The organism is Microbispora sp. NPDC004025, from assembly GCF_053604425.1.
In genome coordinates, this window is record NZ_JBSGHN010000002.1 from 249,282 (window position 1) to 275,434 (window position 26,153).

The window sequence follows — 26,153 nt, forward strand, 5'->3', positions numbered from 1 at the left end:
CTATCCGTAAACGATCCGCCGGAGCTGGCGCAGGGTCAGCTCCGGTGCCGCGACACGTCTTCCCGCGAGCTCGGCGGAGATTCTGGGGAAGATCTGGTCGTTGGTCAGCCCCCTCGACTTGAGTTCGCCGTGGCGGCGCCGCACGTAATCTTCCGCGGGCTCGCCGAAGTACGCCAGAACGTCGGCCACCACGCGGGCCGCCTCCCCCGGCCCCAGCGACGTGGTCCGGGTGAGGTGGCCGATCAGATCCTCGAAGGGATGCCGTGTCGTGGACACAGAGCAGGACCCTAACGCAGTGCTGCCGCCGACTAACAAGTTTCCTGCCCGTTTTCGGGCAGGATCAGTCCAGAAGTATTTTGGCGCGGCGCTGCGGGCCTCCCCTCACCCACGCACGGCGATGTCGGCCACCCTGAGCGACATGACTTGGGGATTGTCGGCGAGGGGCAGCAGGTCCGTGGGCCACCCGCTGAGGACGAAGCCGTGCGCGCCCCGGCCGGGGAGGCTTCTCAACTCGTCCAGGTTCAGTCCGAAGGCGGTCAGCGACTTCTCGTCGCCCGGCCCGAGCAGAGAGACCCAGGTCTCGAACTCCTTCGTGAGCGACGACTCGGCGCCCGACGAGCACCAGGCGTCGAAGCCCCGGGAGTCGCAGTACCTGGAGCCGTCCCAGGAGAGAGGCTTTCCGTTCGGCCCGGTGGAGAACAGCAGCACGTCCGGTGGCTTGCCGGCGACCTTCACCACCTCGGGCTCGGAAAGCGGCTCGCGCAACCCGACGACGACCTCGGACCTGACGGACGGGCCGAGCGACCGCAGCACACGGCGCGCCTCCCGCCTTTCGTCCTCATCCTGGAGCGGGTCCGCGCCGAGCTTCACGAGCGCGCCCGTCAGGCTCCACCCGCTCAGGTTCATCGAGACGTGCGCGGCGTCCTCGACGTCGTCGAGCCGCGTACTCCACCCCCCGTATTCCGAGCCGGAGGAGGGCGACGGCCGCCGGGGTTCGATGGTGGTCCAACCGTCGGCAGAGCCGAAGCCCTCGGCTCCACCGGATTGGATCACGCGGTAGTCGGGATTGGTCACAGAAAGGAGGTTTCTCCAGACCGCGACCGCGCGCCCGTCATTCGAGCGCGCGGAGGATCCGCCGGCCCCCATCACCGTCATCACCGTCATCACCGCCAGCCCGACGAGCAGCGTCCGCTTTTCTCGTATTCGCACCCGCTCATTCATCTCACACAACCCGCCGATGCGGAACGCGCCCGGAGTACGGTTATCGCCGCTGCATTCCAGCCACAGTGGACGCCTCCCCAGTGGACCGGGAATATGGGCCGCTTCTCGACCGCGAGCAGCCGGCCCGGCCGCGCTCGGACCGGAGAATCCGGTCGTATTCGAGCTCGCGGCAGGTGAACGTCTTGCCTGTCAATTCCCGGCGCTGCGCCGGCCCGATGACCGCGGTACAGCCTCAACGACACGGATGTCGCGCACCGCGGGCTTTGCGAGCAGACCCAGCAGATCTTCCTTCGTCATCCAGTTGACCACGAAACCGTACACATGGCCGTCCGCGGCGGCCTCGCGCAAGACGTCCGAATCAAGACCGAGTCTGCGCAGGTTGGGGCGATCGTCGTCGGTCAACAGGCCGACCCACTGCTGAAACTGCTTCGTCGCGGAGTGGTCGTCGCATCCGTCCAGGCCGCGTTCGGCACAGCTGTCCAGAGTCGACCAGAAGATCGGCTTGGTCCCGGGACCCGCCGGTGACATGAAGAAGTACTTGTCCCAGCCTTGAGGGCCGAACCCGTACGGTTTCATCTCGTCGATCAGGTCCGGCTCCGCGAGAGGCTTCGCCAGTTCCACCAGGGCCGTCGCCCACATCGCGTCCCCGAGCTCGCCGATCTCCCGTTCCGCCGCCTTCTTCACAGCCGGATCCGGCCCCTGGCCGCCGGTGAATTCTCGCAGGTACCTCGTCAAATCCGTGCTGGGGAACGAGGGCACGACCGTGAGATCGCCCAGCGGGTTCTCCACCACGTCCTGCCTCCCACTCGAACTGCCGGAGGACTGGCGCTCGACGGACAGAGGAAGGGTGAGGGAGAACATTCCCTCCGGAGGCTGCAGGCGCACTCGATACTCCGGATGGGCGACACGCGTCGCGTTCCCGACGACCGCCAGCATCCGGTGTGCGCGCCGGGCGGACGTCGAGACGAACCACACCGCGACCCCGCCCAGCGCCACGCATATCGCGACAACGAGCAGTCCGGCCACTCGCGAACGCCGGAAACGCGCAGGAGCCGGGTCAGGGATCCCAGCGGCCTTTCCTGCCGCCGTAATCGCTGGAACTCGCACGGTCACCTCCGTCACCGGCCATCCGGAACACCTCAGGCACCGCGGGACCCTAACCCATTTCGCGTACGCTCGGATTTACGGTCGCGCCGAAGGCCTTTATTTCCGGCGCATCAGCAGACGGCCCTGGCGGAACCGCTCGCCTTCGAGAGGCCGGCGCAGCATCCGTCCGATCTCGGTGAAACCCGCCTCGCGGGCCAGTTCGGCGAGGTCGTCGATGGGCCAGCGATACGCCGGCGCCGCCTTGTGGTCGAACTCCGACACCGGACCGCCCTCGGCTTCGTAGAAGCCGAGCAGGAGGATGCCGCCGGGGGCCAGTACGCGGCGGAACTCGGCGAAGTACGGCGGCAGTTCCCGCGGCGGGGTGTGGATGACCGAGTACCAGGACAGGATGCCGCCCAGCTCGCCGTCGGCGAGGTCGAGCGCGTCCATGGACCCGACCTCGAAGCGCAGATCGGGATAGGCCTCACGGGCGAGCTCGATCATCCTGGGCGACAGGTCGACGCCGAAGACGTCCAGTCCCAGGTCGCGCAGGTGCGCGGTCACATAGCCGGGGCCGCAGCCGAGTTCGGCCACGGGCCCGGCACCGGTGGTCCGTACGGACTCGGCGAACGCGGCGAGCATCGCGCGGTCCAGCGGCAGGCCGCCGAGCGAGTCCCGGAAGAGCTCGGCGTAGAGGTCGGCGACGGCGTCGTACGCCTCCGCCGTCGCGGTGAGGTAGGAAACGGATTCGGTCACGGCGGGCGACTCTAGTCCCTTGGCTCACGCTCCGCGGATCATCAACGGCTCGCCCCCGATGGTCGCCGGCGACCGCTCGCTGGTGGCCGCGCCGGAGGGATGCGAGCCGGGCCGGGGCGGTCAGGAGCCCTGATCCGCCCCTCGGCCGGTCGGTGCGGCGATCAGATCGCCGGGGCCGCGGCGCGCAGCACCTTCATGAACTCGCGCATCCAGGCCGGGTGGTCCGGCCAGGCCCGCCCGGTCACGAGGTTCCGGTCGACGTGGGCCTCGCTGTCGACCCACGTGCCGCCGCCGTTCTCGACGTCGAGCGCGCAGGCGGGGTACGCGCTGCTCTCCCGGCCCTTGAGCACCCCGGCCGCCGCGAGCACCAGCGGCCCGTGACACAGCGCGGCGATCGGTTTTCCGGCGTCGGCGAAGTGGCGGACGATCTCCTGGACGTCCCGGTCGCCGCGGATGTACTCCGGGGCGCGCCCGCCCGGGATCACCAGCGCGACGTACTCGTCCGGGTCCACGTCGGCGAAGGCCGCGTCGGCCGCCCAGGTGTGGCCGGGCTTCTCGGTGTAGGTGTCGAAGCCGTCGACGAAGTCGTGCACCACGAACTGGAGTTTCTTGGCGGACGGCGCCGCGATGTGCGCCTCGTAGCCCTCCTCCAGGAGCCGCTGGTACGGATACATCACCTCCAGGTCCTCGGCCGCGTCACCGGTGATGATGAGCACCTTCGCCATGGCGGAACCCCCTCCTGCGTACGGTCGCGGCCTCATCGTGCGCGCGGCCTCCCCGGCAGGTCAACGTCTCGTCCCACTTCGGTCACGGCCGCGCGTCCGCGTACGGGATCGAGGCCGGTTGGCACCGGCACCCCCGGGAATCCGCTAGAGTTGTTCACGCGTCGCCGGGGAAACCCGAGCGATGGCTGCGGAAGTGGCTCAGTGGTAGAGCATCACCTTGCCAAGGTGAGGGTCGCGGGTTCGAATCCCGTCTTCCGCTCGGAGCCCGGACCATATCCGGGCACGGACGATTAGCTCAGCGGGAGAGCGCTTCCCTGACACGGAAGAGGTCACTGGTTCAATCCCAGTATCGTCCACCACGGTTCGAAGGCCGGATCCGGAATCAGCGGATCCGGCCTTCGGCGTTCCAGGCCCTTGAGGCCGCGAAGTGATCCGGCCCGGCCGGGCGATGGAAACCGGGTGATGGAGACGGCGCCGCGGACCGGCCGCCTCTCCGTCCCCGTGGACGCCTCCACCTGTGGCGGCGCCGGCCGCTGACATACGGCCGGCGCCACCGTCGAAATCACGGCAGCCCGATTCCCGGACGAAACCTTTCCGCCGCCACCGGTACGGCCCCCGCCATTGAGCACCGGTGTCACGATGGGCGCGGCCGGCTCCCCTGCCGGTTCCAGCACCGAGATAATCTTCTACCAATTATCCCGTACGCGCACAATCAATTTACTTCGGAAATCTTACGACTCAGATCTAGATTTCTTCTAAATGACGGACTTTGTCGTCGTTTTCCGAACGCGGGACGGCGAGCACCTGCGGTGCGGCCTCGCGCATCCGGGTACGCAGCCACAGCAGGTGGACGGCCGTCTCGGGGGCGCAGTGGCGGGTGAGGTCGAGCAGATCGTCGTCCCTGAGCCCGCGGGCGGCCTGTTCGAGCACGCTCCAGGACAGATCGCACTCCGTCGCGAGGAGATACAGCCCGTGCAGGTCCCGCAGCAGCACGAGGCCGCCGCCGTCCCCGCCGCCCCGCCCCGGTGTCACACGCGCACGACGTGCCGTTCCGGGGTCCGCGGCATCGACGCCCGCCCGCTCCCGTTCAGCGGCCGCGCGGACGACCCGCTGGAGATCGGCCGTCTCCAGAGCCGCGGCGTCGAAACCCCCGGCGTCGAAACCCCCGGCGTCGAGAGCCCCGGCGTCGAAACTCGCGGTCTCCAGGCGCGGCGCCTCGAAGGCCGGCGGTCTCAGCCCCGCCGTCCTCGGCTCGGCCCCGATCGCGCGCGGATCGCGCGATCCGCCGGAACGGTATCGTCGCAGGAAGGGCTTCAGCCGCTCGGCGTGATCACGGCACTGCGCGGCCAGCCGCTCGCAGACGCCGCACAGGTCGGGCTCACGGGGATGGCCGCGCCGCAGGGCGCGGAACCCCGACGACAGCTCGTGCTGCGTCCGGGAGAGCGTCTCCAGGTAGCGCGCCAGATGCTCGCTCACGGAGCGCCCCACCCGCGGGCCACGTCCCCCCCAGCGGTACGTGTGCGCGCAAGGACCATCTCTCGTCGCTTCCTTCCGGTAGGCCGACCCACCTCATCTCCGGCGAACGCGGACGTCAGACCTCCTCGTACCGTTCCGGCGCCTCCCCTCCTCCCGCTGCGGCCGTCACCTCGGGCCGCACGGTCACACCGCGGCCGAGGCGCGCGGCGGCGCCGCACAGACCCTCCTCCGGCGAGGCGTCCCCGCGCCGCCCGGCCTTCACCAGCCGGACCGCCACGGCCGTGTGCAGCGGCCGGCGGGACACCGCGTCCCAGGCGGTCTGCGTGAGCTCCTCCGCCGCCCGCGTCACGGCCTCGCCCTGCCCGTCGAGCAGCAGGACCACGGCTCCGGGGCGTACGCCCGACAGGCGCGCGACGGCCTCCAGCACGCCCAGGGGCGACTCGACCCGGACGAGGTCGCCGTCCTCGACGCCGAGCACCGCGGCGTCGCCGGGGTGGACCTCCAGGCACGGCTCGGGCACGGCGTCGCCGAGCCGCGCCAGGCGGGCGGGAAAGCGGCGCAGCGCCCGGCGGGTGGTGAGGACCAGGGGGTGCTCGTCGTCGGCGACCTCGGGGGACGGCTCGAAGTCGGCGGCGTGGAGGAAGGCCCGTCCCCCGGGGTCCCCGGTGCGGTACCGCTCCTCGCCGTACTCGGCCCCCGTGGCGAGGTCGGCCCCGAACGTCTGGCAGTGCCCCGGGCTGGTGGCGAAGCGCCCTCCGGCGTACAGGCGTTCGGCGCCGTGGGAGCTGGAGGGCACACAGGGCCACTGGATGCCGCCGGCCCGCAGCCGCTCGTAGGTGATCCCGGTGTGGTCGCACGGACGGCCCCTGGTGCACGCCTTCCACGCCTCGAACGCCGACTCGGCGTCCGTCCAGTGCACGAGCGGCCGGCCGTCCCGGTCGCGCAGGTCCATCCGCCGCGCGTAGTCGAGCAGGATGGCGAGGTCCGTCCTGGCCTCCCCCGGTGGTTCGACCGCCTTCTCGCACAGGTGCACCGTGCGGTCGGCGCCGGTGACGGTGCCGGTCCTCTCGCCCCAGGCCGCCGCCGGAAGCACCACGTCGGCAAGCCGCGCGGTCTCGGTCAGGTACGGATCCTGGACGACGACGAACAGGTCCTCCCGACCGAGGACGCGGTCGAGACCGGGCATCGTGGCCGCGGGATCGGACGCGATGATCCACAGCAGCCCGAGCGACCCCTCCTCGGCGTACCTGAGGATCTGTCCGGCGTGCGTCGCGGGCCCCCAGTGCGGGATGACGGCGGGATCGACGTTCCACAGGTCCGCCAGCTCGCGCACGTGCCCGGTGTCGGCCCAGTTGCGCAGCCCGGGCAGGTCCGCGGCCGAGCCCGTCTCCAGCGCGTCGCACCCGGGCCCGCCGAGCTGGAACAGCCCGGCCCCCGGGCGGCCGAGCATGCCGCGCAGCAGGTGGACGTTGTTGACCTGGCAGGCCGCGGCGGTCGCCTGGTTGGAGCCCAGGAAGTCCTGGCCCACCGTCGACACCAGCCGCTCGGCCGCGCCCAGGATCTCGGCTGCCTGCTCGATGAGCGCGACCGGCACCCCGCAGATCTCCGCCGCCCGTTTCGCGGGGTAGGCCTCGACGGTTCGCCACAGGTGCTCGAAGCCGACGGTGTGCGCGGCGACGTACGCCGCGTCGTGCCAGCCGCCCGCGATCAGTTCGTGCAGCAGTCCGTTGAGCAGCGCCACGTTGGTGCCGGGACGTACGGCGAGGTGGACGTCGGCCTCCGCGGCGGCCGCCGTTCCCTCGGGCCCGACCACGATCATGGCGGGCGGCCCGGGCCCGAGCCGCCGGTCGAGCATCCGCTCCCACAGCACGGGATGGGAGGCGGCGCAGTCGTGCCCCCACAGCGCGAGCGCGTCGCAGTGGTCCACGTCGGTGTAGGAGCCGGGCTGTCCGTCGGCGCCGAAGCTCGCCGCGAGCGCGGCCGCGGCGGCCGCCGCACCCCAGCGGGTGTCGCCGTCCATGTGCGGGGTGCCGATCCCGGCCTTGCCGATGACGGCGAGGGTGTAGTGCTCCTCCAGGAACAGCCGGGTGCCCGTGTGGAAGGCGAGACGGCCCCAGCCGCCGGGGCGGGCGAGCAGCTCCCTCGACCTCGCGACCACGCGGTCCATCGCGGTCTCCCACGTGGCCTCGACCAGCCGCCCGCCCTCGCGTACCCCGCCCTCACGAACCAGCGGGCGGGTCAGGCGTTCCGCGCGCGGCTGCCAGGCGTGCCACTCCCGGGGGTCGAGCCTGCCGTGGTTGACGCGGTCGCCGGCCCGGCCGCGTACACCGGCCACCCGGCCGCCGCGCACCGCCAGGTCGACGGCGTTGTCGCCCCAGCCCGCCGCCGACACGGCGCGGGCCCAGCGCTCGACCTGCTGCTCGGTGAGGCCGTCCTCCAGGAACACGTCCACGCGCACCGGCCAGGGGCTGCCGAGACGGATGACCGAAGGGAGCGCGTCGCGCATGTGGCTCGGCAGGGCCGCCGCCAGCCGCTCCACCGCGTCGGGAGGTCCGTACGGCGTGCGCCGCCCCCTGGGATCGGCGATCCGGTCCAGCACCTGGCACCTCCGCGGTGGCGATGTGTGAACGAGGCGTCCCGTACCCGGTGCCATGCTCCCCTGATCCCGGAATCGCCCGAACTGACCGGTTCCTTTTCGAATACTTTCCAGAAGGGGTTAATGCCGAGCTGCCACCCCTGTACGCTCTGTTGATCTGTAAAGTGCATTTACTGGGAGTTGTGTGCGCGGCTGGTGAGGGGCGGCCCGCGTATTCGCGTGTGGGGTGCGGATGGATGGACGCGCGGCCGGGCCGGTCGTCTCGGGCACTGCCGCGCCGCTCGTCGGACGACGGGACGCGCTGGCCGCGCTGAGAGGCGCGATGGCCGCGAGCCGGCGGGACGGGTTCCAGTTCCTCGCGCTGGTCGGCGAGCCGGGCGCGGGCAAGACGCGGCTGCTCGGCGAGCTGATGGCGATGGCGGGCCGGGACGGCTTCACCCCGTTGTGGGGACGCGCCGCGGAATACGAGCAGATGCTGCCCTACAGCGCCCTGGTTGACGCGCTCGACGACCACCTCGACGCCCGCCGCGACGAGGTCACCCGGGCCGTGGGGACCGGGCAGGCCGCTCTGCTGTCCGGCGTCTTCCCCGGGCTGGCCTCCGGCGGCGGCCCGGCGGGGGACGAACCGGCCCTGTCCGACGACCGCAGCGGCCTGGCCCGCTACCGGCTCTACCGGGCCGTACGCCACCTCGTGGGCGCGCTGGCCGGGCCCTCCGGCCTGCTGCTGGTCCTCGACGACGTCCACTGGGCCGACGACGGCACGATGGAGTTCCTCGACCACGTCGTGCGCCACCCGCCCGCCGGGCCGGTGCTGATGGCCGTGGCCTACCGTCCGGCCCAGGCCGCCCCGCGCGTCGCCAGACTCGCCGCGGCGGCGGGGCCGCGCGGGCACGAGGTCGCGGTCGGCCCGCTCAGCGCGGCCGAGGTCCGGCAGTTCCTCGGTCCCGGCGTGAGCCGGGGGCGGGGCACGGCGCTGTACGAGGCCAGCGGCGGCAACCCGTTCTACCTCGAGGCCCTGGCCCGGATGGGCGGCACCGACGTCGCCGAGCTGCCGCCGACCATGCTCGCGGCGCTCCAGGTCGAGCTGGGCGACCTGTCCCCCGGGGCGCTGCTGGTGGCCCAGGCGGCCGCCGTGGCCGCCGACGAGTTCGAGCCCGCCATCGCCGCCGTGGCCGCCGAGGTGCCGCCGGAGGGCATGCTCGCCGCGCTGGACGAGCTGGTCGAGCGTGACATCGTCCGCAGCGCGGGCGGGCGGTTCCGCTTCCGCCACCCCCTCGTGCGCCGCGCGGTCTACGAGTCCGCCGCGGCGGGCTGGCGCCTGGGCGCGCACGCGCGGATCGCGGCCCACCTGGCGGAGCTGGGGGCTCCCGCGACCGTGCAGGCCCACCACGTCGAGCACTCCGGGTCGTTCGGCGACCAGCGGGCGGCGGAGGTGCTGGTGGCGGCGGCCCGCGCGGTCACCGCGCACGCGCCGGCCGCCTCGGCGCACTGGCTGCAGGCGGCGCTGCGGCTCATGCCGGACGACGCCGCCGCCCGGGAGGGCCGGCTCGCCCTGATGATGGAGCTGAGCTGGGCGCAGGGCATCAGCGGCAGGCTGGCCGAGGGCCGCGACACCGCCCGCGAGCTGCTGCGCATGCTGCCCGAGGACGACTATCCCCGCCGGGGCCGGGCGGCCCGCGTCTGCGCGCTGATGGAGCGCCAGCTGGACCGCCCGCACGAGGCGCGGGCGCTGCTGCTCGACGAGCTGAGCCGCATGCCGAACCCGCGGGCGGCCGCCGCCGTGCCGATGCGGATGCGCCTGGTCGCCGAGAGCATGATGCGGGTGGACTTCCGGGCCGCGCAGGCCGTGCTCGACCTGATGCCCGACAACGCCGACGACTGGGAGCCCGGTCTCGCGGTCGCGGTCGCGGCGCTGCGCCCGATGCCCGCCCTGGCCGCCGGCCGTACGGACGACGCGCTGCGCTACGCCGAGATCGCCGGCAAGCTGCTCGCGGACGCGCCGGACGAGCACCTGTCCGAATGGCTGGACGCCATCGCCTGGCTGTGCTGGGCCGAGTCCCACCTCGGCCGGTACGGCGAGGCGCTGCGGCACTTCGACCGGGCGGCGGCCGTGGCCCGGTCGACCGGCCAGAGCTACATCCTGACCAACCTCCTGGCGGGCCGGGCCAAGACGCTGGTGGCGATGGGCCGCCTGGCGGAGGCCGCGGCCACCGCCGAGGAGTCCGTCGAGGGCGCGCGGCTGCTCGACTCCGGCCAGCAGCTCGTCTTCGCGCTCACCCAGGTCTGCCTGGTCGAGTCGTGGAGCGGCGACGACGACGCGGCGCTGCGGGCCGGCGAGGAGGCCGTGCACCGCGGTGTCGGGGCGGGCGAGACGTGGGAGGCCACGGCCCGCTACGCGCGCGGGCAGGCCCTGGTCAACGCGGGCAGGTACGCCGAGGGCGTCGAGGCGGTGCTGGACGCGTGCAACCGGTTCGAGTCGCCGCGCCTGGACCCGGGGACGCTGCTCCAGGCGTGCGAGACGCTCGCCTACGCGGACGCCTCCCTGAGCACTGGAACGAGCACTGGAACGGGCGCGGGGACGGGCGCAGGGACGGGCACGGAGACGCCCGCGGACGCGTCCGCGGGCGCGGCGCGCTGGGCGGCGCTCGCCGCGCGGCTGGAGGACCCGCGTCTGCCGGCGTACTGCGGTTTCGCCGCGCTCGCCCGCGCGCACGCGCTGTCGCGCCGGGACCCGGGCGCGGCGGCCGCGGCCGCCGAGGAGGCGGCCGCCCAGCTGGGCACGGGCGAGCGGCGGCTCGACGCGGGCCGGGCGCTGCTCACCGCCGGGCTCGCGCGCCTCGGGACGCCGGACGGCCGCGCCCGTGCCCGGGAGCACCTGCGGGCGGCGGCCGAGATCTTCGACTCCTGCGGCGCCCGCGCGCTCAAGGCGCGCACCGAGCGGGAGCTTCGCCGCCTCGGCGTACGGGTGGGCGGCGGCGCGACCACCGCCGCGGGCGGGGACGCCCCCCGGTTCGGGCTGTCGCCCCGGGAGCTGGAGGTGGCGCTGCTCGTCGCCGAGGGGCTGACCAACCAGCAGGTCGCCGAGCGGCTCTTCCTCAGCGTCCGTACGGTGGAGACGCACCTGTCGCGGATCTTCGCCAAGCTGGAGGTCACCTCCCGGGTCGGCGTGGCGACCGCGCTCAAACGGTGATTCCCGACAAGTACGGGTTTTCCACGATGCCGCCGGTACGGGGCGGCCTGCGATCGTATCCCCGGCAGAAAGGCGATCGCATGGGACACCGCATACCCCGGTTCACGCTCGACGGCGTGGGGAACGCCGAGGTCACGGTCCATCCGTTCGCCACCGAGGACGGACTGGGGTTACAGCTCACCCGGTTCCGCCGGGACGACGCGCGGGCGCAGGGGGCGCCGGACGACGTCGTGCTGCTCGTGCACGGCCTGACCTCGTCGAGCGACATGTTCGTGATGCCGGAGCACACGAACCTGGTCAGGTTCCTGCACGACAGCGGGTTCGGCGACGTGTGGGCGCTGGACTTCCGGATGAGCAGCAGGTTTCCGTACGCCATGGAGACCCGCAGGGACACGCTGGACGACATCGCCCAGTACGACCACCCGGCAGCACTGCGCGAGATCCGCCGCCACGTGGGGGCGCGGCGGATCCACGTGGTGGCCCACTGCCTGGGGTCGGTGACCTTCCATATGAGCCTGTTCTCCGGGGCCGTGAGCGGGATCGCCGGTGTGGTCGCCAACAGCGTCGCACTGACGCCCAGGGTCCACCCCTGGGCCCGGCTCAAGCTCACCCTCGGTCCGGTGCTGCTGGAGTACGGCACGGGCCTGTCGTACCTGGACCCCCGGTTCAGGGACGCGCCTCCGCTGACGCGGCGGTGGCTGCTGGCCCGCGCCGTCTCCTTCCTCCATCCCGAATGCCGGGAGGCCGCCTGCCACATGCAGAGCTTCATGTGGGGCAGCGGCAGGCCCGCGATGTACCGCCACCGCAACCTCGCGCGGAGAACGCACGTGCACGAGCGGCTCGCCGACCTCAACGGCGCCTGCGACCTGCACTACTACCGGCACGTGCGGAAGATGGTGGCGGCCGGGCGGGCGGTGAAGTCCGACACCGGCGATCCGCGCTACGCCGCGCTGCCCGACGACTACCTGGTCAACGCGGCCGACGTCGACACGCCGATCCTGTTCCTCACCGGCGACCGCAACGACGTCTTCACCGACTCGAACATCGTCTGCCACCGCGTGCTGTCCAAGGCGGCGCCGGGACGGCACGAGCTGCGGATCCTGCCCGGTTACGGGCACATCGACCCCCTGATCGGGGCGAACGCGCACCGGGACGTCTTCCCGCACATCCTCGACTTCCTGAAGCGACACAGCGGTCGCTGAAGCGGCACTGAGAGACCTCATTCATGGAACACGTCGACGCGGTCGTGGTCGGTTCGGGTTTCGGCGGCGCGGTCGCCGCCTACCGTCTCGCCGAGGCGGGGCTGTCGGTGGTCGTCCTGGAGCGTGGCAGGGCGTACGCGCCGGGAGACTTCCCGCGCGGCCCGGCACAGCTCGGCCGGGCCTTCTGGGATCCGGCCGAGGGCCTGTACGGGATGTACGACATCTGGAGCTTCTCCGACTGCGACTCGGTGGTGGCGAGCGGCCTCGGCGGCGGCTCGCTCATCTACGCCAACGTCATGCTGCGCAAGGACGAGGACTGGTTCGTCCACGAGCAGGCCCTGCCGGACGGCGGCTACGAGTCGTGGCCGGTGACCAGGGCCGACCTCGATCCGCACTACGACGCGGTCGAGCGCATGATCGGCGTGGCGCCGTACCCGCTCAGCCATCCCGGCTTCGACGGCACGCTGAAGACTCTCGCGATGCGGGACGCGGCGGCCGAGCTGGGGCTCGACTGGCGGCTTCCGCCGCTGGCCGTCAGCTTCGCGCCGTCGCCGGACGCGGAGCCCTGCCAGGGTGTGCCGGTCGCCGCCGCGGCGTACGGCAACCTGCACGGCGTGCCGCGCCGTACGTGCCGGTTGTGCGGCGAGTGCGACATCGGCTGCAACGACGGCGCGAAGAACAGCCTCGACCACACCTACCTGTCGGCCGCCCGGCACCACGGCGCGGACCTGCGCGCGCTGCACGAGGTGCGGCGCGTCCGGCCGCGGGTGGGCGGCGGCTACGACGTGCAGTACGTCGAGCACATGCCGCGCGGGGACGACACGGCCGAGGACGGCGACGCCCCGCCGCGGTCGACCGGGCCGCACACGATCAGCTGCGACCGGCTCGTCCTGGCCGCCGGCACGTACGGCACGTCGCATCTGCTGCTGAAGAACCGGGCGGCCTTCCCCGGCCTGAGCGCGGCCCTCGGCACGCGCTTCTGCGGCAACGGGGACATGCTGGCGTTCCTGCTGCGGGCCACCGACCGCACCAGGACCCGGCCCATCCGGGCGAGCCGCGGACCGGTCATCACCAGCGCGATCCGGCTCGACGACGGCGCGGACGGGCGCGGCGCCTACATCGAGGACGGCGGCTATCCCGAGTTCGTCGACTACCTGGCCGAGGGCGCGACCATGGGGCCCGGCCGCGTCGCGCGGTTCCTGCTGCGGCGGCTGCGCAACATCGTCACCCACGACACCAACCTGTCGGCGGAGATCGCCGACCTGATCGGCCGGGGCGAGCTGTCGGGCACCTCGCTGCCGCTGCTCGGCATGGGCCGCGACGTCCCCGACGGGAGGCTGCGCCTGCGTGACGGCCGCCTCGACGTGGAGTGGACGGCCGAGACGAGCGAGGACTACTTCGACCGGGTGCGTGCCATCATGCGCAGGATCGGCGACGTGCTCGGCGCGGAGTACGCCGACAGCCCGCCGTGGTGGCGCAAACGGGTCATGACCGTGCATCCGCTGGGCGGCGCGCCGATGGGCCTCCATCCGGGCGAGGGGGTGTGCGACGCGTACGGGGAGGTCTTCGGGTTCCCCGGGCTGTACGTCGCGGACGGCGCGGCCCTTCCCGGGCCGGTCGGCGCCAACCCGTCGCTGACGATCGCCGCGCTCGCCGACCGCATGTGCTCCCGGATCCTGGAGACCCGCGCGTCCGTCACCGCGTCCGTGACGAAGCTGTCCCCGATCGAGGCGGAGGCCGTGCCGGTGGGGGCGGCGGCCCGGCCGGCGGCGGACGGCACCGAAGCGCCTGCCCCCGAAGCGCCGGCCGCCGCCGCGGACAGCCCGCGTGCCTTCGCGGCGGGCCCGCAGGACGAGCCGAGCGTGTTCGAGGGCCGCACCTCGCTGTGGTTCGTGGAGGAGATGCGGGGGCTCCTGCTGCCCGGCCCGCCCGGCCGCGCGGCCCGTGGGAGTGCGGCCCGTGGAAGTGCGGCCGGGGGCTTCCCGTTCGCCTTCCGCCTCACGATCACGATCGACGACATCGAGCGGTTCCTCGCCGAGCCCGGGCACGAGGCCAGGGCGGAGGGCTGGATCGAGGCCGACCTGTGCGGAGGCAGGCGGCCCCTCGCCCGGGGATCGTTCAACCTGTTCGTCCCCGGGGAGACGGCCGGGCAGCGGTGCATGCGCTACCGCCTGCACTTCTACGACGCCGACGGCCGCGCCCGCACGCTGGCCGGGCGCAAGGAGATCCAGCCGGGCGCGCCGACCCGCCTGTGGCTGGACACCTCCACCCTGCACACCCGCCTGCTGGAGGGACACGTCGAGGAGGACGGGGACGAGCGGGCGGCCGTGGTCGCCGCCGGGACGCTGCGCATCCTGCCGTCCGACCTCGTGCGGATGCTCACGACCTTCCGTACGGCAGGCCCGGACGGTGCGACGGCCGTGGCCCGCTTCTGCCGGTTCTTCCTCGGCGAGCTGTGGGAGGTCTACGGCCCGGGCTGATCGCTAGGGAGACATGACCTAGCCCCAGGGGTCGTAGTCGACCTCCAGCGGTTCCTGGCCGGGCCGGTCGGGCTCCGGGACGTGCCGGAGGTTGACCCGGATCCTCGTCCACACGGAGCTGCGCCCCCGCATGGAGTCGACCAGGACGTCGGCCGGCCGCAGGAGCCGGGCCACCTCGGGGTGGCGGGCCTTCCACCGCTCGAGCCCGGCCATCGCCTCCTCGCGCGTGGCCGCCCTGGCGATCTCGACGAGCGGCATGACCGGCTGTCGCCGCCCCTGCCCGGACGGGGCCGCAGGCCTGTCCGGTCGCGGGCCCTGGGCCTCGGCCAGATCGAGCAGCGCGTCCAGGGAGCCGGCCCGCTCGTCCATCCCGGCCCACGGGTCGCCCACTTCGGCGTAGCGGTCGGGCATCGACGCGAGCGTGAAGTCCTCCGGCCGGCACCCGGGCACCTCGTCCCAGGTCAGCGGGGCCGAGACGAGACCGGTCGGCCGCACGGAGTAGGCGGAGGCGACGGTGTGGTCGCGGGCGTTCTGGTTGTAGTCCACGAAGACGCCCTGCCGTTCCTCCTTCCACCACCGGCTGGTGGCGACGTCCGGCTCCCGGCGTTCGACCTCCCTGGCCACCGCCTCGGCGGCCCGCCGTACCTCGCGGAAGGTCCACTGCGGCTCGATGCGGGCGTAGACATGGAACCCGCGCGAGCCGGACGTCTTGGGCCAGGCGGTCAGACCATGCTCCTCCAGCACGTCGCGGGCGACCAGGGCGACCCGGACGATCTGCTCCCAGCCGACGCCGGGCACGGGGTCGAGGTCGATCCGCAGCTCGTCCGGGTGGTCGAGATCCTCGGCCCGTACGGGATGGGGGTTGAGGTCGACGCAGCCCAGGTTCACGGTCCACAGCAGGCAGGCGAGATCGCGGATCACCACCTCGTCCGCAGTGCGGCCGGAGGGGTAGCTCAGCTCGACGACCTCGACCCACTCCGGGCGCTTGGCGGGCGCGCGCTTCTGGAAGAACGCCTCCTTGTCGACGCCGTGCACGAAGCGCTTCAGTATCACCGGCCGGTCGGCCACGCCGCGCACCGCTCCCTCGGCGACCACCCGGTAGTAGGAGATCAGATCGAGCTTCGTGTGCCCGGTCCGCGGGAAGACCACGCGGTCCGGATTCGTGATTCTCACGATCCTGCCGTCGAGCTCCAGCGTCATGCCGCCACACTACGTCGCGGCGCCGGCCCCGGCCCGGATCACCACCCGGATCACGGCCCGGGTCACCGCCCGATCTGCCGGATGATGGACGGGTCGGTGATCCGCGTGTCGGCGGCCAGCAGGAGGGCCTTGGACACGATGACCGACAGCGTCCCGTCCTCCTCGAAGGGGAGGAAGAGCCGTTTCCCGGAGCTCCGGGGGACGACGCACAGATAGGCGTCGTCCGGCTCCATCAGGACGTTGCCCGAACCCAGGTGGATCTTGTAGGTTCGCAGGTCGCCCCGGACCACCAGGAAACGGTCGGTCAGCGAGCAGCGCTCCGCGACCGCCAGACGCGGCAGCAGCCGGGCGAGCGCGTCGCGGCGCACCCGCGCGGTCTCCGACAGGTCCCCGAAGCCGTGGCTGTGCCAGTACTCGCGCAGCCCGTTTCCGCCCCGGCCGGTCCACTCAGGGTCGGCCGCGATCGACGCCACCGCGACGAACAGGTCCACGTCCCGCATGGCCTCGCTGGACACGAGCGGCGGCACCCGCGTCAACGGCGCCTCCCGCCAGCCGTCCCCGTCCAGGCGGTGGAAGCGGACCTGGCCGAGGGCGGCGTACCCCTCCTCCTCCCAGAGGTAGTCGTGGAAGAGCGTCGCCCGCCAGCGTCCCCCGGCGAGCGTCCGCCGCGCCTGCCCGTCGCCGCCGCCGTCCCACGGCCCGAGGTAGCCGGCCTGCCAGCCGCGCTGCTGGAACAGCGCGTACAGCGTGTGATAGCGGGTCACGTGCCCCGCGAAGCGGTCGGAGTGGACAGCGGTCGCCTCCTCGGCCGGAGTCAGCGGATACACCTCGCGGAACGCCTGCTTGAACGGCTGGCGCAGGCCGGTCTCGATCAGGTGGTCCCGCCAGGAGCGCACCTCGTCCGCCGTGGCGCGGGCCGGGTGCCACAGCCGCACGGGGACGTCCGGCACGCGCAGCCCGAGCTCGCTGCGCCACACCCCCGGCGACACCTCGAAGTCCCAGATGAGCCGGTCCGCGATCGGGTGCCCCTCCAGCCGGCGATAGTGCGGCGTGACCTCGTGGGTGTACCCGGTCTCCAGTGCCCTGACGAGCGTCGCCTGCTGCCGGCGGACCTGCTTGGCCAGCTGACGGAGCCGTTTGACCTCGTCGGGGTGCTCCCGTCTGACGGCGGCGGGGACCGACTTGAGCTTCCTGTCCCCCTGCCACCAGGACAGCTCGACCTCGCCGTCGACGGAGATGACCGCGGTGTGCTCGCCCAGCGTCCGCCGTAGCCGCCCGTCGGGCAGCCGGAAGGCGACCTCCACCCGGTCGGCCAGCGCCGGCTCGACGCGCTTGAGCATGCGGTCCAGCCGCTTGGTCGCCCCCGCGTGCCGGATCTCCTGCCTGGCGGCGCGCAGGGCCGCGACGGCCTCCGGGGTCGGGTGGTCCTCGGTCGCGCGGGCGATCTCGAACAGCACCCCCTGCGAGGGGAGGGTCCTGGCCTTCGAGGGCGCCACCGCCACGCCGCGCACCAGCCGTTCCAGCAGGTCGGGCAGCCAGGGCTCGTCGCGGAAGAGCGCCAGCCGTACGGCCCGCCCGATCGTCTCCTTCTCGCCCCCGGCGAACGCCTTGTCGGCCTGGTACGGCAGTTCCCCAGCGTGGATCGCGGCGACCCGGGCCTCGGCCGCCTCCAGGGTGGCGCGGGCGAAGTCGACGTAATCGGCGACGGCGGCCAGCCGTTCCCAGACGTCGGGCAACGGCGGCGAGGCGTTGTAGGAGCGGTCCCCCACGGTCTCGGCGAACAGCGCCCGCCGTTCCACCCCCCACCCGAGCAGCAGCTCCATCTCGGCCGCGGCCAGCGGCCCGCGCCCCGCGGTGAGCCGCCCGGCCACCTGCGCGTCCAGCCCGGCCAGACCGGCCGCCGCCAGCAGCGGGAAGGGCGCGTCCAGCCGCCGCCCGTTGCCCAGCAGGAACTCCACCACGGTGCGGGCCGGACCGGCCAGCCGGTCGATCGGGGCGCCTTCGGGGCACCGGACCAGCGCGCCGGCCCCGACGCACAGGTCCGCCCAGTTCCGGGTCGCCAATCCGTCCACCAGAGCGTCGAACAGGTCCGCGCACGCCGCCGGGGTGAACAGCGGCTGGCGCTCCTTCGCCTCGTTCTCCACCGCGAAGCGCGCCGCCATGCCGCCGTGGCCCCGCTTGACGACCCGGTACGCCGCGGGGATCAGGGCGCCCAGCTCGGCCGCGCTCAGCCCGGTGGCGCGGGGCCACTCCGAGAAGTCCGCCGTCGCGCCGGTCAACAGGTCGTACAGGCGTCTCCCCTGCGCCGACAGCCGCGTGCCGCCGACGACCACGACCGGTTCCGCCGGGCGTTCGGCGGGCCGGTGATCCGGCCGCCGGTCGTCTCCGGACACGGGCTCTCCACGGCTGTAGGCCGCGAGGAGCTGGTAGATCCCGCCCTCGGCCGCCTCGTCCAGGTGGTCACGTGCGTCCATGTCAGCCTCCGGCGAGGGGGACGAGCCTGACGAACGACACCACCGGGTCGGCGGTCAGGTCGATCTCGGCGTCCAGGTCCTCGATCTGCCGGTCCCCCACCAGCAGCAGGAAGCCGTTGCGCGCGAACGCGGCCTCCGCGGCGTCGGCCTGCCTCTCCCAGTCCGGCCTCCGGGTGCGCTCCGCCTCGGCGTCGGCCGGAGTCAGCGGGGCGCGCGAGGGCCGCGCGGGAGAGGCGTTGTGGCGGGCCACCTCCTCACGGACGCGCAGCCGTACCAGCTCGCGGGCCGTGACGCGTCCGGGCAGCCCCGGCAGGGAGAACTCGGCCAGCGCGCGGCCTGCCCCGGTCTCCTCGCGGAAGATCACTGATGCCATCGGATGACTCGTTCCTGTACGTCGGTCGATGGCGCATTCCTACCAGCGATCTACGACAGATCCGCCGCTGACATTTGCGGGCGGACGCTCTAAGATCGCCGCGCATACCGAGGTTCGCATCGCCTGAGGAGCGGCTCGGCGACCCGAAAGGCAGGCGCACGCCCATGATCTCCGACAGACGGTCCGCGTCGGCCGTGGAAGGTCTCATCTCGTTACCGCTGGAACCCCTGCTCACCAAGGACTACGAGACCGATCCCGCGCTCGTCCACGAGCGCCTGCGCGCGACGTACGGCCCGGTGGCCCCGGTCGACCTCCTCGGCGTGCCGGTCTGGCTGGCGATCGGCTACGACGAGGTGCTGCACGTCATGCAGAACCCGGGCGACCTGTGGAGCAAGCGCGTGGACAACTGGCGGGCGTACGCGGAGGGGCGCGTTCCCGCCGACTGGCCGCTGCTCGCGCTCCTGCAGGCCGACAACTCGGGCTTCCACGACGGGGAGAGGCACCGCGGCCTGCGCGGCGCCTGGACCGCGGGGCTCCGCCCGTTCCAGGAGCCCGGAACCGGGCAGGCGCAGCGGCTGGAACGCGCCATGCTGCGGTTCTGCGACGACCTCATCGGCGTGATGGCGGAGGGCGGGCCCATCGGATGGGCGGACCTCGTCACCCAGTACGGGCGGCCGTTCCCGCTGCTCGTCGCCAACCACCTGCTCGGCGTCACCATCGAGCGGGGCGAGGACATGGTGATGGACCAGTGGCGCCTGCTGGACGGCCCCGACTCCGCCGGTGCGTACCAGCGGCTCTTCGCCGCCCTTCACGAACTGGCCGCGGTCAAGCGGCACCGGCGGGGCGACGACCTTCCGTCGTACATGCTCGAGGCGAAGCCCGACCTCACCGACGAGGAACTGGCCCGCGAGTTGTTCATGCTGTCCGGCTTCCTCGACTTCACCGGCAGCCTGATCTGCAACGTCATCATCGAGGTGGTCACCAACCCCCGGATGCGGGAGACCGTGTCGGTCGGCGCGATCGAGGAGACCGTCAACCGCGTCGCCCTGCTCAACCCGGCGCTGGCCAACGTGACCTTCCGCTACGCCAGGACGGATCTGAGACTGGGCCGCTTCACGATCGCGGCCGGCGACCCGGTGATGCTGTCCATCGCGGGCGCCCACACCGACCCGCTGCTCACCGCGGCGCTACGGGACACCGTCCGCAGCACCCGCGCCCACCTCGCGTGGGGCGCGGGCCCGCACAGGTGCCCGAGCCAGCGGCTGGCCACCCAGATGTCCACGATCGCCGTGCGCCGGCTGCTCGACCGGTTCTCCACGCTCGAACTCGCGGTCCCGCGCGACGAGCTCGCCTGGCGCCCCTCCCCCTTCATCCGCACGCCGCTCTCCCTGCACGTGCGCTACCAGCTCAACCCGAGCTTCGGCGCCGCGCCCTGGCCGGGACCCGAGGCCGGCGCCGAGCCGTCGCCCGCGGCCGAGGACGGCGGCGACTGGCGCCCGAGGTCCGGCCTCTGGGCGTTCCTGCGCAAACTGCGCCGCATGCAGTGATCGAAGCCGTAGGACCGCCGCGGCCGGTCCGCCCCCGGTCGAGCCCTCGGACGCGGACCCCGGCCGCCGTCCCTGGTCACGCGAACCAGGCGATCGCCTGCCCGTGCGACCGGGTCCAGGCGAGCGGGGTCCCGTCCAGCGCGAGCACGTTGAACAGCGCCGCGCCCGGCGGGGGCGGCAGCCCGGCGTAGGAAAGCACGTCCGGGGCCTCGTTCGCGATCCAGTGCCCCGGCAGCCCGCGGGCCAGCTCGGCGAACGCCCGCCGCCTCGGCGCCGGCACCTGGTACAGGACCGAGGTGTGGAACACCACCAGCGTCGCGCCCCGCGGCACCTGCGCGGCCAGCGCCGGCAGGTCGTCCACCAGGTCGCCGCGCACGAGCAGCGGCGGCTCGGCCGCGGCGACGGACGCCGCGGCCCGCAGCCGGGCCCGTCGGTGCACGTGTTCCGGCCAGATGAGGGCGTCGAGCCATGCGACGTCCGCGGGGTCGGTCACGTCGAGCGGGTTCAGATCGATCCCGGCCCGCCACACGACCCGGGGCAGGCGGGCCGGCGGCGCCACCCCGGTCGCGGCACAGTCCAGGACCGGTTCGCCGGACCCGACCAGGTGCTCGCCGTAGCGGTAGGCGTACCGGTCGGGGTAGAGACACAGCCCGGCCGAGGCGCCGACCTCCAGCAGGGCGAGCGGCTGCGGCAGCGCGGCGAGCAGCGGGAGCACCACCGCGCACCGCCCGGCCTCGTTCGTCTGGGTGGCCCGGGTGTGCATCTCCGCTTCGACCGCCGGCCAGTTTCCCAGGGTGTAGTCGCGGAACGCGGCGGGGTCCTCGACCGGGCCGCCGAGGAACCGTACGACGCCGAACAGCAGATTCGGCTGCCGCTTCGCCGGCGGGAGCGTGCCGAGCAGAGCGAGCAGGTCGCGGTCGCGGGAGACCGCGAGCGCCAGGCGCTCGTACGCCGGGGACACGCCGCGCGCCTCCCGAGCGGCGAACCCGGCGTAGATCTCGCTGGTCGTCATGTCCCAATGATCGCCTCACGCCGCCTTCCGCGCTCCGGCCGGGCGGGCGGTCAGGCGGGCGGTCAGGCGAGGCCGGCGGCGCGCAGGGCCTCGCCGAAGGCGGCACGGTTGGCCCGCTGGTCGGCGACGGCCCGATCGAGGGCCTCGGCGTCGGCGGCGCGGAAGGCCGGGACGTCCTGCTCGACGACGATCCAGCCCTCGTAACCCGACCGCCGCAGCTCGGCCAGCACGGCGGGCAGGTCCAGGTCGCCCCGCCCGAGCGGCGGGAAACCTCCCGCCGCGACCAGATCCCACAGGTCGCCGCCCCTCGCGCGGACCCGGGCGAGGATGTCCCGTGAGGCGTCCTTGACGTGCACCTGGCGGATGCGCGGGGACCAATCGCGGATGGCCGCCACGGGGTTGCCCCCGGCCAGCCACAGGTGCCCGGTGTCCAGGCACAGCGAGACGTCGGTCAGGCCCAGCAGCCGCTCGATCTCCTCCGGGGTCTCCACGTCGGTGCCCAGGTGGTGATGGAAAACGGGTTCCAGGCCGCGGTCGCGGCAGCGGGCCGCCGCCTGCCCGACGCGCGCGGCGTACGCGGGCCAGTCGCCGTCGGGCAGGGACAGCCGGGCGTCGGGGGGCATGCCGGGCCGGGCGAACCGTTCGGGCCGGTCCGGGCACGCGAGCGTGGGCCGCGGCGCGAACCGCGGGTCGGCCGTCCACGTCCTCCCCGCCGCCCGCCCGTCCCGTTCGCCTCCCGGGCCGTCGGACCCGGCGCCGTACGCGGCGTCGCGGACGGCGGCGAACACGTCGAGGGCGGCGTCGAGCGCGGCCAGGTCCTCGCGGAAGCCGTCCGGGTCGCCGTAGCGGAGGTCCACCCACCCGCCCGCGAGCCCGAGACCGTGCTCCGCGAGGCGGGCGGGCAGGCTCCGCGCCGTGCCCAGGTAGCCGATCGGCCCGGAGTCGGTGCCGTCGTACCCGGCTTCGCGCATCGTCGCGAGCATCTCGCCCGGCTTCAGCGGCGTGCCGCCGGGGCGGTAGACGCCGAAGTTGACGGGCGCGCTCGCCACCCGCACCGCCCAGGAGTCCGCCCGCGCCGTCATGATCCGCTGAGATAGCGCTCGGCCAGCTCGCAGCTGCCCAGGGTGTAACCGGCCCCGAGTTCCCCGGCGATGCCGGCGGCCGAATGGGAGCCGATCCACGCGACGAGAAGGAGGCGGCGGAACATGATGAACGTCCAGATCTCGGCCTCGTCCTCCTTCGGCAGGTCGAGCACGGACCGGTAGCCGCGCACCCACGCCTCCGCCATGTGCGGCACCTCGGGACGGTGCTCGATGAAGCTCAGGGCGGCGCCGAGATCGTAGAGGTACCAGCCGAGGCCGCAGTCGTCGAAGTCGATGACGCCGATCCCCGCCGCGCCGTCCACGAGCAGGTTGGCCAGGCGGAGGTCGGCGTGGATGAGCCCGTACCGGTCCGGGCCCTTGCCGAACCGCTCCAGCCTGCGGCGCAGCTCGGCCTCCAGCCGGGCCAGCACGGCGTGCGCCTCCTTGTCCACGCCCAGGCCGTCCTGCCATCTGCCCCACCGGGGCACCGGGCCGAAGGCGGCGTCCAGGTCCCAGTGGAACCGGGTGAAGGACGGAGGGCTCGCCCAGGCGCGGGCGTGGCGGTGCATGCGGGCGGTCAGCGCGCCCAGCCGCTCGAACTCCTCCACCAGCCGGTCCTCGGCCGGCTCGGCGCCGGGCAGGAACTCGAACATCACGCAGTGGCGGGGCTCGAAGCCGGGGTCCTCCACCGTGACGACCCGCGACCCGTCGCAGGCCGGCAGCACGCGGGGGGTGACGACGCCCGCGTCGTCGCGCAGCGCCTCCAGCCAGGCGAGCTCGCTGGCGATGGCCTCCGGCGAGTGGTAGCCGAGCCGGTGGACCCGCAGGATCGCCGTCGTGCCGCCGTCGTCGACCTTGAAGGTGGCGTTCTCCGACACGTTGAGCAACGTCACGGCGGCGTCCGGGGACAGGCCGTACCGCTCCGTGGCGCGGTGGGCGACCCCCACGACGCGGGTGAGGACGTCGTCGCCCTCGGACAGGTCGTGGACCTGCATGCGCTCTCCCATCGGATCCCGTGAAAGGTGTCCGTCAGATCTTCTCTTGTGATCGTGAAGATCGTTACGCGGGGGAACGGCCGGAAAACGCGTTTGCGGCCCGGGACCGTTTCCGTACACTCGGCAATGATCACGCGCGCCGCATGCCGCTGCGCGCGCCTGACCGAGTGAGAGGAGTTGACCGTGCGCCAGCGCATCGCGGTCGTCGTCCTCCGGTCGCGGCACGAGGTGATCCTGGTGTCCACGTCGCTTCCCGGTGCCCGCCGCGCGGCCCGCACCGGACGTTCCTGACGAACTCCACGCCCCTGGTCGAAGGGGGTCGAACCGGAGGCCCGGTCATGGCTCCGGCAGCTCCCCCATGGCGTCCCTTTCAGGGGTCCCGTCCGGCCTGAATCCGGCCGGTCCGTCTCGTCAGGCCAATCGCGCCCGCCGCCGTAGGAACCTTCCCGAAGGGCATGGCCATGCGCGCCGACCTGAGACACGATCACCTCGTCCCGCCGACCGGCATCCGCAACCTGGGCATCCTCGCCCACGTCGACGCGGGCAAGACCACCGTCACCGAACGGATCCTCTACCTCACCGGCGCCGTCCACCGGCGCGGCGAGGTGCACGAGGGGACCACCGTCACCGATTTCGACCCCTTGGAGCGCGACCGCGGGATCACCATCTTCGCCGCGGCCGTGAGCTGCCTGTGGGACGGCCACCGGATCAACCTGATCGACACCCCGGGCCACGTGGACTTCTCCGACGAGGTGGAGCGGTCGCTGCGGGTGCTCGACGGCGCGGTCGCGGTGTTCGACGCCGTCGCGGGCGTGGAGCCGCAGAGCGAGTCGGTGTGGCGGCAGGCCGACCGCTACGGCGTGCCGCGCGTCGCGTTCGTCAACAAGATGGACCGCGCCGGCGCCGATCTCGACACGGCGGTCGCGTCGATCCGCGCGCGGCTGCGGGTCACGCCGCTGGTCGTCCAGCTGCCCATCGGACGCGAGGACGGGTTCACCGGCGTGGTGGACCTGCTGCGGATGCGGGCGCTGACGTGGGACGCCGGCCGCGACACGGCCATGGAGGGACCGGTGCCGCAAGCCCTCGGGGACGAGGCCCGCCGGCGCCGCCGCCTGCTCGAGGAGACGGTGGCCGAGCTCCACCCGGCGGCGCTGGAGGAGTTCTGCGCCCGGCCGGAGATCTCGGCGGCGACTCTCGCCGCCGCCCTGCGCGACCTGACCCTGCGGGGCGAGGGCGTGGTGGTGCTGTGCGGGTCGGCCTACCGCAACCGGGGCGTCGAGCCGCTGCTGGACGCCGTCGTGGCCTATCTGCCCGCACCGCCCGACGTGCCGCCCGTACACGGCGCGTGGGACGGAGCCGGGCAGGAGCGGCCGGCCGATCCGGCGGCGCCGTTCGCCGCGCTGGTGTTCAAGGTGCACGCCGCCGCCACCGGGCGGCTGACCTACCTGCGCGTGTACGCGGGGACGATCAGGAGGGGGGACGTCGTGCTGGACGCCGGCGCCCGGCGCATCGAGCGGATCGGCCGCATCCTGCGGGTGCAGGCCGACCGGCATACCGAGACGGACCGGGCCACGGCCGGGGACATCGTCGCGGTGGCCGGGGTCAAGGCGGCCCGTGCCGGAGCCACCCTCTGCGCTCCCGGCGCGCCGCTGGTCCTCGAACCGCCGGTCGCGGCCTCGCCGGTGGTCTCCGTGGCCGTCGAGCCGCGCGGAAGCGGCGACGCGGACCGGCTGGCGACCGCGCTGGCCCGGCTGACCGACGAGGACCCCTCGCTGTCGGTCCGCACCGACCCCGAGACCGGCCAGACGGTGCTGTCGGGGATGGGCGAGTTGCACCTGGAGGTCGCGGTGGAGAAGCTCCGCCGGGCTCACGGGCTCGACGTCTCCGTCGGGCGGCCCCGCGTCGCCTATCGGGAGACGGTCGTGCGCGGGGTGTCCGGGCTGCTCTACCGGCACGTCAAGCAGGACGGCGGCGCGGGACAGTTCGCCCACGTCGTGCTCGACGTGGAGCCGTTGGACGACGCCGACGGCTTCGTCTTCCGGTCCACGGTCACCGGCGGCCGGGTGCCTCGCGAATACGTGGGGGCGGTGGAGGCCGGATGCCGCGACGCCCTCGCCGAGGGACCGCTCGGCGGTCATCCGGTGACCGGCCTGCGGGTCACGCTCACCGACGGCGCCACCCACCCGAAGGACTCCTCGGAGATGGCGTTCCGGACGGCCGGGCGGCTCGCGCTGCGGGAGGCGCTGCGTGCCGGTGAGATGGCTCTGCTGGAGCCGTTGGCCGAGGTCACCGTCACCGTGCCGGAGGACGCCGTCGGCGGGGTGCTGGGCGACCTGGCGGCCAGGCGCGGCCGGGTCACCGGCTCGGCGGCGCGGGCGGGCGCCCGGGCAGGCACCGTGACAGGCACCGCGGCAGGCACCGTGGTGGTCACCGCGACCGTGCCGCTGGCCGAGCTCTTCGGGTACGCGACCGCGCTGCGCGGGCGGACCCGGGGCAGGGGCGCCTTCACCAGCCGGCCCGCCGGCTACGCCCGGGTGACCGGTGCCGCCACGACCACCCGGCCGGGCCCCGCCCGGTAGACACGGCGCGTCGGCGCGTGGGCGGCACCACGCGGGAGGCGCGGTGGGCGACCTCACGCGGGAGGCGCTCCGCCGGGCCCTGCTCGTGCGCAGGCGCGGGCGGGCCCGGCGGAGCGCCATGGTGCCCCGTGATTCGCCGTGGCGGCCCCGGGGGGTAGC

18 protein-coding genes and 2 tRNA genes are annotated in these 26,153 nt (G+C 73.5%); 7 read left to right on the forward strand and 13 right to left on the reverse strand.

Annotated features, from left to right (window positions below; genetic code table 11):
* From ACWEQG_RS05555 to ACWEQG_RS05575, 5 genes are all read right to left on the reverse strand, one after another.
* Positions 1–276, reverse strand: coding sequence for a hypothetical protein (locus tag ACWEQG_RS05555; protein WP_363472692.1), 276 nt, complete (start codon positions 274–276; stop codon positions 1–3).
* Between the two features lie 105 nt (positions 277–381).
* The gene (locus tag ACWEQG_RS05560; protein WP_452281999.1) at positions 382–1,074 is read right to left on the reverse strand and encodes a hypothetical protein; all 693 of its coding nucleotides are present in this window, start codon (positions 1,072–1,074) and stop codon (positions 382–384) included.
* A gap of 336 nt (positions 1,075–1,410) precedes the next feature.
* A complete protein-coding gene (locus tag ACWEQG_RS05565; protein ID WP_452282001.1) occupies positions 1,411–2,247 on the reverse strand; it encodes a hypothetical protein in 837 nt (278 codons plus the stop codon).
* Positions 2,248–2,424: 177 nt separating this feature from the next.
* Positions 2,425–3,063, reverse strand: coding sequence for a class I SAM-dependent DNA methyltransferase (locus ACWEQG_RS05570; protein ID WP_452282003.1), 639 nt, complete (start codon positions 3,061–3,063; stop codon positions 2,425–2,427).
* Positions 3,064–3,224: 161 nt separating this feature from the next.
* Positions 3,225–3,788 (reverse strand): DJ-1/PfpI family protein, encoded by a 564-nt coding sequence (locus ACWEQG_RS05575; protein ID WP_452282005.1) that lies wholly within the window; start codon positions 3,786–3,788, stop codon positions 3,225–3,227.
* A 187-nt stretch (positions 3,789–3,975) separates the two neighbouring features.
* On the opposite strand from ACWEQG_RS05575, the gene ACWEQG_RS05580 reads away from it, so the two are divergent.
* Positions 3,976–4,047: transfer RNA gene (locus ACWEQG_RS05580), tRNA-Gly, on the forward strand.
* A gap of 25 nt (positions 4,048–4,072) precedes the next feature.
* Positions 4,073–4,147: transfer RNA gene (locus tag ACWEQG_RS05585), tRNA-Val, on the forward strand.
* A 385-nt stretch (positions 4,148–4,532) separates the two neighbouring features.
* Here the strand turns inward: ACWEQG_RS05585 and ACWEQG_RS05590 are convergent.
* Positions 4,533–5,264, reverse strand: coding sequence for a hypothetical protein (locus ACWEQG_RS05590; protein WP_452282007.1), 732 nt, complete (start codon positions 5,262–5,264; stop codon positions 4,533–4,535).
* Positions 5,265–5,379: 115 nt separating this feature from the next.
* The gene (locus ACWEQG_RS05595; RefSeq protein ID WP_452282009.1) at positions 5,380–7,863 is read right to left on the reverse strand and encodes a molybdopterin oxidoreductase family protein; all 2,484 of its coding nucleotides are present in this window, start codon (positions 7,861–7,863) and stop codon (positions 5,380–5,382) included.
* Positions 7,864–8,092: 229 nt separating this feature from the next.
* Between ACWEQG_RS05595 and ACWEQG_RS05600 the strand changes: the two genes are divergently transcribed.
* From ACWEQG_RS05600 to ACWEQG_RS05610, 3 genes are all read left to right on the forward strand, one after another.
* On the forward strand, positions 8,093–11,050 hold the full coding sequence (locus tag ACWEQG_RS05600; protein WP_452282011.1) for a helix-turn-helix transcriptional regulator: 2,958 nt from the start codon (positions 8,093–8,095) through the stop codon (positions 11,048–11,050).
* A gap of 80 nt (positions 11,051–11,130) precedes the next feature.
* Complete coding sequence (locus ACWEQG_RS05605) at positions 11,131–12,252, forward strand: alpha/beta fold hydrolase (protein WP_452282013.1); 1,122 nt, start codon at positions 11,131–11,133, stop codon at positions 12,250–12,252.
* A 23-nt stretch (positions 12,253–12,275) separates the two neighbouring features.
* Positions 12,276–14,732, forward strand: a complete 2,457-nt coding sequence (locus ACWEQG_RS05610; protein WP_452282015.1) for a GMC oxidoreductase — start codon at positions 12,276–12,278, stop codon at positions 14,730–14,732.
* An 18-nt stretch (positions 14,733–14,750) separates the two neighbouring features.
* Here ACWEQG_RS05610 and ligD read toward each other — a convergent pair whose 3' ends face one another.
* From ligD to ACWEQG_RS05625, 3 genes are all read right to left on the reverse strand, one after another.
* Positions 14,751–15,932, reverse strand: coding sequence for a non-homologous end-joining DNA ligase (gene ligD / locus ACWEQG_RS05615; protein ID WP_452282017.1), 1,182 nt, complete (start codon positions 15,930–15,932; stop codon positions 14,751–14,753).
* A 62-nt stretch (positions 15,933–15,994) separates the two neighbouring features.
* A complete protein-coding gene (locus ACWEQG_RS05620; RefSeq protein WP_452282019.1) occupies positions 15,995–18,406 on the reverse strand; it encodes a DUF4132 domain-containing protein in 2,412 nt (803 codons plus the stop codon).
* 1 nt (position 18,407) lies between these two features.
* Complete coding sequence (locus tag ACWEQG_RS05625) at positions 18,408–18,779, reverse strand: hypothetical protein (RefSeq protein WP_452282021.1); 372 nt, start codon at positions 18,777–18,779, stop codon at positions 18,408–18,410.
* 164 nt (positions 18,780–18,943) lie between these two features.
* Between ACWEQG_RS05625 and ACWEQG_RS05630 the strand changes: the two genes are divergently transcribed.
* Entirely contained in the window at positions 18,944–20,326 is a 1,383-nt protein-coding gene (locus ACWEQG_RS05630; RefSeq protein WP_452282023.1) for a cytochrome, read from the forward strand.
* Positions 20,327–20,402: 76 nt separating this feature from the next.
* Here ACWEQG_RS05630 and ACWEQG_RS05635 read toward each other — a convergent pair whose 3' ends face one another.
* The 3 genes from ACWEQG_RS05635 to ACWEQG_RS05645 all read right to left on the reverse strand — a co-directional run bounded on the left by ACWEQG_RS05635 (position 20,403) and on the right by ACWEQG_RS05645 (position 23,415).
* Positions 20,403–21,338: a DUF2332 domain-containing protein gene (locus ACWEQG_RS05635; RefSeq protein ID WP_452282025.1), complete on the reverse strand. Its 936-nt coding sequence runs from the start codon at positions 21,336–21,338 to the stop codon at positions 20,403–20,405.
* A 62-nt stretch (positions 21,339–21,400) separates the two neighbouring features.
* Positions 21,401–22,420, reverse strand: coding sequence for a sugar phosphate isomerase/epimerase family protein (locus ACWEQG_RS05640; protein ID WP_452282027.1), 1,020 nt, complete (start codon positions 22,418–22,420; stop codon positions 21,401–21,403).
* Positions 22,417–23,415 carry a phosphotransferase enzyme family protein gene (locus ACWEQG_RS05645; RefSeq protein WP_452282029.1) on the reverse strand — a complete coding sequence of 333 codons (999 nt, stop codon included), beginning with the start codon at positions 23,413–23,415 and terminating at the stop codon, positions 22,417–22,419. The genes ACWEQG_RS05640 and ACWEQG_RS05645 overlap by 4 nt, the downstream gene beginning before the upstream one ends.
* A 461-nt stretch (positions 23,416–23,876) precedes the next feature.
* Between ACWEQG_RS05645 and fusA the strand changes: the two genes are divergently transcribed.
* Entirely contained in the window at positions 23,877–25,994 is a 2,118-nt protein-coding gene (gene fusA / locus ACWEQG_RS05650; protein ID WP_452282031.1) for an elongation factor G, read from the forward strand.
* Positions 25,995–26,153: the final 159 nt, after the last annotated feature.